This window comes from Providencia sp. PROV_01 (assembly GCF_053098325.1).
On sequence record NZ_JBRFKD010000002.1, the window covers coordinates 208815 to 213178 of the forward strand.

General features: G+C 38.0%; 3 protein-coding genes, 5 tRNA genes and 1 rRNA gene. 1 reads left to right on the top strand and 8 read right to left on the bottom strand.

Annotated elements, in window-relative coordinates; genetic code table 11:
- Window positions 1-119 precede the first annotated feature (119 nt).
- The 4 genes from ACU696_RS01740 to ACU696_RS01755 all read right to left on the bottom strand — a co-directional run bounded on the left by ACU696_RS01740 (window position 120) and on the right by ACU696_RS01755 (window position 527).
- Window positions 120-195 (bottom strand) — tRNA-Thr (locus ACU696_RS01740).
- Window positions 196-201: 6 nt separating this feature from the next.
- Window positions 202-276 (bottom strand) — tRNA-Gly (locus tag ACU696_RS01745).
- Between the two features lie 75 nt (window positions 277-351).
- A tRNA-Tyr gene (locus tag ACU696_RS01750) sits at window positions 352-436 on the bottom strand.
- A gap of 15 nt (window positions 437-451) precedes the next feature.
- Window positions 452-527 (bottom strand) — tRNA-Thr (locus tag ACU696_RS01755).
- A 426-nt stretch (window positions 528-953) separates the two neighbouring features.
- Here ACU696_RS01755 and coaA point away from each other — a divergent pair.
- A complete protein-coding gene (coaA, locus tag ACU696_RS01760; RefSeq protein ID WP_109913348.1) occupies window positions 954-1904 on the top strand; it encodes a type I pantothenate kinase in 951 nt (316 codons plus the stop codon).
- A gap of 39 nt (window positions 1905-1943) precedes the next feature.
- On the opposite strand, the gene birA is transcribed toward coaA, so the two are convergent.
- From birA to ACU696_RS01780, 4 genes are all read right to left on the bottom strand, one after another.
- Window positions 1944-2918 carry a bifunctional biotin--[acetyl-CoA-carboxylase] ligase/biotin operon repressor BirA gene (gene birA / locus ACU696_RS01765; RefSeq protein ID WP_447343022.1) on the bottom strand — a complete coding sequence of 325 codons (975 nt, stop codon included), beginning with the start codon at window positions 2916-2918 and terminating at the stop codon, window positions 1944-1946.
- Window positions 2915-3949 carry a UDP-N-acetylmuramate dehydrogenase gene (gene murB / locus ACU696_RS01770; RefSeq protein ID WP_109913346.1) on the bottom strand — a complete coding sequence of 345 codons (1035 nt, stop codon included), beginning with the start codon at window positions 3947-3949 and terminating at the stop codon, window positions 2915-2917. Before murB ends, birA begins: the two co-directional genes overlap by 4 nt.
- A 155-nt stretch (window positions 3950-4104) precedes the next feature.
- Window positions 4105-4220, bottom strand: a 5S ribosomal RNA gene (rrf, locus tag ACU696_RS01775).
- Between the two features lie 26 nt (window positions 4221-4246).
- Window positions 4247-4322: transfer RNA gene (locus ACU696_RS01780), tRNA-Thr, on the bottom strand.
- Window positions 4323-4364: the final 42 nt, after the last annotated feature.

Genomic DNA, 4364 nt, shown 5'->3' on the forward strand with positions numbered 1-4364 from the left:
TTAGATTGTCCCTCTAAGACACGGAATCGGTGGTTAAACCACATCAACCAAGCAAGAATTTATTTCGCTTGTTTTTTTCAGGAGACAAATCAGGGAGATTAGTGAGAACATAAGGGAAGTGGTGCTGATAGGCAGATTCGAACTGCCGACCTCACCCTTACCAAGGGTGTGCTCTACCAACTGAGCCATATCAGCACATCTTGGAGCGGGCAGCGGGAATCGAACCCGCATCATCAGCTTGGAAGGCTGAGGTAATAGCCATTATACGATGCCCGCAATGAACTCGGCTACCTGAGTTATCAGCTGTTAAACTGTTCCTCAAAATTTTCTCTTAAGAAAATTTCTTGGAGATGGTGGTGGGAGAAGGATTCGAACCTTCGAAGTCTGTGACGGCAGATTTACAGTCTGCTCCCTTTGGCCGCTTGGGTATCCCACCTATCCAAATTGTTAATGGTGCCGGCACCAAGAGTCGAACTCGGGACCTACTGATTACAAGTCAGTTGCTCTACCAACTGAGCTATGCCGGCATCAAGTGCTGCGCATTCTAGGTAGAGTCGGCGCAGGTTGCAACAAAAAAATTAATTTTTTTGTTTGTTCGCTCACATTTTGTTCGCTTTTGGGCTTTTTGTTGATTTTTTAACTATTTTAAGCTTAAAACATCAACAGCAGCTGTTAACTATAGTCCATTATCATTTGGTCAGTAAAGGGAGAAAGAGGCTTAAAATTTTTAAAATTATTATTTTTTATTCGATATCACAATTTTAGCCTCTCATTTTTAGGTGTTTTTTTCATCACTCAGTATCATTTTTTCTGCCTACATCAAAAAAAACTCATAAAAAATAGAAAAAAACCTACGCCTCCCCACTTTCACTCGCTATGATGCTAGCAAATTTTATGGATACGGGTGTTTAGGCAACCTGTCCAACCTGCATAAAATAGGCAGATGTTGGTTTATGAAAAAGAAAGAAAATTTTATTACTACGCCATACTTAGAGTTTGATAGAGAACACTGGGCAACGTTACGTGATTCAGTTCCACTTACATTAACATCGAGTGAACTTCTAGAGTTAAAAGGGATTAACGAAGAACTCTCTATGGAAGATGTTATAGAGATTTATCTACCTTTATCGCGTTTATTGAATTTTTATATCAGCTCAAACTTGCGTCGTCAGGCTGTCCTAGAGCAATTCCTTGGAACTAATGGCGCAAAAGTGCCTTATATTATTGGTATAGCAGGTAGTGTAGCTGTTGGTAAGAGTACAACTGCACGTTTACTACAAGCACTACTCACTCGTTGGCCAGAACACCGTAAAGTTGACTTGATTACAACTGATGGTTTCTTACATCCTAATCAAGTATTAAAAGATAGGAATATCATGAAGAAAAAAGGGTTTCCGCAATCTTATGATATGCGAAAACTCGTTAACTTCGTGTCGCAAATAAAGTCAGGTGCACGTAACGTTAAGGCTCCTGTTTATTCACATTTAACGTATGATATCGTTCCTGACCAAGAACAAATCATTGATCAACCTGATATTTTAATACTTGAAGGGCTGAATGTCTTACAAAGTGATATGGATTACCCGCAAGATCCTCATCATGTCTTTGTATCTGATTTTGTTGATTTTTCCATTTATGTCGATGCTGCACCTGAATTATTAAAACAATGGTATATCGGTCGGTTTCTTAAATTTAGGCAAGGTGCATTCTCAGATCCTGATTCTTATTTCCATAGCTACTCTAAATTAAGTGAAGATGAAGCTATTAATATTGCAGGGTCTATTTGGGATGAAATTAATGGATTAAATCTTGAAGAAAATATATTACCAACGAAGGAAAGAGCCAGTTTAATTATGACTAAAGGTGAGAACCATACTATTCAGAGTGTTAGATTAAGAAAATAATTATTTATATTGGCCGGCTTATCTCCGGCCAATAATATATCACTCGTTTAGCCTTAAGGATATTTCCCCTCCAATATAGGGAATTATTTCTCCATTATTCTTTTGTAGTAATAATGCACCTTGATCATTAACGCCACGCTCAATACCTGATATTACATCATTACCTATCAATAACTTAACATGCCTGTTCAGAAAATTATCTAGTTTAAACCATCGCTCTAAAAATGGTTTTAGTCCTTCGTGTTCAAATATAACTAAAGATTCTCTTAATGACTTAATAATATTAGCAGATAATTCATTACGCTCTATATTTTCAACCTCATCTCTTAGTGATGACCATTCTTGTGTTATTGATTTTGAACTTTCAATATTGTTATTATTCATTCCAATGTTAATACCAACACCAATAATAATATGAGCTGCATCTCCTGTTTTACCAGTTAATTCAACAAGAATTCCTGCAAGTTTTTTATCATTCATATACAGGTCATTAGGCCACTTTACTTTCACTTTTTCTTGACTAATTCTATTTAAAACTTCAGCAATTACGATGCCCACAACCAGACTTAGTCCCACTGCTGCTGCGGGGCCTTGTTCTAATCTCCAATACATTGAAAGATATAGATTACAACCAAATGGAGATATCCACTGACGCCCTCTTCTACCACGTCCAGCACTTTGATATTCGGCTAAGCAAGTATCTCCTGATTTAAGCTCAGCAATACGCTCTAACATATATTGGTTTGTTGAATCGATCACTGGCTCAACAATAATATTCACATCATCAATTTGCTTTTTAATGGCTTCTTCACTTAATAAATTGATTTGATATGGAAGCTTATAGCCTTTGCCAGCTATTGTTTCTATATTTAATCCCCAAGAGCGCAATGTTTTGATATGTTTATTAATTGCAGATCTTGTCATTCCTAATTGTTCACCGAGTTGCTCCCCCGAATGGACCTGAGCATCAGCTAAGATATCAATTAGCTGTAAAGGAATATTAGTTTCTTTCATCGAATATAATCCATTGCATTAACTTCTCCCACTCGACCGATAAACCTTACTTCTGGCTCTAAAATAATATCAAAGCGCTTTGCTACCGTTTGGCTCACATATTTCGCCAAGTTAGCAATATCTTGCCCTGTTGCGTGCTGTTTATTAATTAATACCAACGCCTGTTGGGTGTGAACAGCTGCGCCACCTATTTGATGACCTTTTAAACCGCACTGGTCAATTAACCAACCTGCGGCTAATTTAACACTACCATCTGCTTGTTCATATTGAGGGCAATTAGGATAAGCTATTTTTATGGCCTGTGCCTTTTCTGCTGAAATAACAGGATTTTTAAAGAAACTACCCGCATTGCCCGTTACTGTTGGGTCAGGTAATTTGCTTCTACGTGTTTGGCATACCGAATTAAATACTTGCTCTGGTGTTACTGTATTGGGATCAAGTTGAGCAAGATCTCCATACATAAGCTTAGGAACCCATTCTTTAGCTAATTTTAACCCAACACTGATGATGACATAGCCATATTGATACTCATGCTTAAAAATACTATCACGATAGCCAAATTGGCACTCTGAAGCTGTTAGTCGTATTACTCTGCCTGTTTCAAGGGAAAGCACATCAACATACTCACATATATCTTTCAGCTCTATACCATAAGCACCTATATTTTGAATGGGTGCAGAACCCACACAACCCGGGATTAATGCTAAATTTTCTGCACCACAAATACCTTTACTCAATAATGTTTCAAGTAATTGATGCCAATTTTCACCTGCTTGAGTATGAACATACCAATAACTGTTATCTTCTGTTATTTCTATTCCCTTAAGCTGATTAATAATTACAACACCTTCAAAGTCTGCAACAAATAGAACATTACTTCCCCCCCCTAATAATAATACTGGGAGTTGCTGATTTTTAGCCTCGACCCATTGTTGGAGTAAAGATTCTTGGTTATCCACAAAAACAATTGATAATGCTTTTGCTTGAATGCCAAAGCTATTAAATGATTTAAGTTCAGACGTTAGGTTCATTACAGCCTTCAGTACAAATAAAACTAGGATAGGATAAGTCTATCAGGCTGGATTAAGAGTGAATAGCAAGATTAGGAAAATAAGATAATTAGTGAGAATTGCGCTATTAATAGAATGCAAAAAGCCACCCAATGGGTGGCTTCTTTATATTTAAAACCTAGCAGTTCCCTACTCTCACATGGGGAGACCCCACACTACCATCGGCGCTACGGCGTTTCACTACTGAGTTCGGCATGGGGTCAGGTGGGACCACCGCGCTATTGCCGCTAGGTAAATTCTTTTTAAATGCCGATTATATGGTGCTGATACCCAGATTCGAACTGGGGACCTCACCCTTACCAAGGGTGTGCTCTACCAACTGAGCCATATCAGCAATATGGTGCGGTCAGTCAGTACTGACACAACCTTAAAATTG